This is a genomic window from Shewanella hafniensis, assembly GCF_019655335.1.
GTDB classification, from domain to species: domain Bacteria; phylum Pseudomonadota; class Gammaproteobacteria; order Enterobacterales; family Shewanellaceae; genus Shewanella; species Shewanella hafniensis.
In genome coordinates this window covers 1-1,516 of the sequence record NZ_BPFD01000170.1, presented here as the reverse complement: position 1 = coordinate 1,516, position 1,516 = coordinate 1, and the positions used below count along the sequence as shown (strand labels likewise).

General features: G+C 50.9%; 1 rRNA gene. It reads right to left on the bottom strand.

The window, feature by feature from the left end:
• A 23S ribosomal RNA gene (locus tag K5Q99_RS21715) occupies positions 1-1,490 on the bottom strand; the annotation flags it as partial.
• Positions 1,491-1,516 lie beyond the last annotated feature (26 nt).

The following is a 1,516-nucleotide window of genomic DNA, read 5'->3' as shown; positions in this document are numbered from 1 at the left end:
CCCGGATTTGCCTAAGAACACCACCTACCACCTTAAACGCGGACTACCAACGCCGCGCTAGCCTAGCCTTCTCCGTCTCTCCATCGCAGTTAGCGGAAGTACAGAAATATTAATCTGTTTCCCATCGATTACGCCTTTCGGCCTCACCTTAGGGGTCGACTCACCCTGCCCCGATTAACGTTGGACAGGAACCCTTGGTCTTTCGGCGAGGGGGTTTTTCACCCCCTTTATCGTTACTCATGTCAGCATTCGCACTTCTGATACCTCCAGCGTGGGTTACCCCTTCACCTTCAACGGCTTACAGAACGCTCCTCTACCGCGCACAGTAAACTGTGCACCCGTAGCTTCGGTGACTAGCTTAGCCCCGTTACATCTTCCGCGCAGGCCGACTCGACTAGTGAGCTATTACGCTTTCTTTAAATGATGGCTGCTTCTAAGCCAACATCCTAGCTGTCTAAGCCTTCCCACATCGTTTCCCACTTAGCTAGTACTTTGGGACCTTAGCTGACGGTCTGGGTTGTTTCCCTTTTGACGACGGACGTTAGCACCCGCCGTCTGTCTCCCGAGTAGTACTCATTGGTATTCGGAGTTTGCAAAGGGTTGGTAAGTCGGGATGACCCCCTAGCCTTAACAGTGCTCTACCCCCAATGGTATTCGCTCGAGGCGCTACCTAAATAGCTTTCGAGGAGAACCAGATATCTCCCGGTTTGATTGGCCTTTCACCCCCAGCCACAAGTCATCCGCTAATTTTTCAACATTAGTCGGTTCGGTCCTCCAGTTGATGTTACTCAACCTTCAACCTGCCCATGGCTAGATCACCGGGTTTCGGGTCTACACCTTGCAACTAAACGCGCAGTTAACACTCGGTTTCCCTACGGCTCCGCTATTCGCTTAACCTCGCTACAAAATGTAAGTCGCTGACCCATTATACAAAAGGTACGCAGTCACGGTCTCAAGAACCGCTCCCACTGCTTGTACGTATACGGTTTCAGGTTCTATTTCACTCCCCTCACAGGGGTTCTTTTCGCCTTTCCCTCACGGTACTGGTTCACTATCGGTCAGTCAGGAGTATTTAGCCTTGGAGGATGGTCCCCCCATATTCAAACAGGATGTCACGTGTCCCGCCTTACTCGTTTTCATCAATGGTTAGTTTTCATGTACGGGGCTATCACCCTGTGCCGCTGTGCTTTCCAACACATTCCACTAACACCCCACTGACTTAAGGGCTAATCCCCGTTCGCTCGCCGCTACTAGGGGAATCTCGGTTGATTTCTTTTCCTAAGGGTACTTAGATGTTTCAGTTCCCCTCGTTCGCCTCGCAACACTATGTATTCATGTTGCGATAACAGCTTATGCTGCTGGGTTCCCCCATTCGGACATCGTTAGCTCAAATGCTTGTTACTAGCTCGCCAACGCTTTTCGCAAGTTACTACGTCCTTCATCGCCTCTGACTGCCAAGGCATCCACCGTATACGCTTAGTCGCTTAACCATACAACCCAAATGAGTTTCACTCAC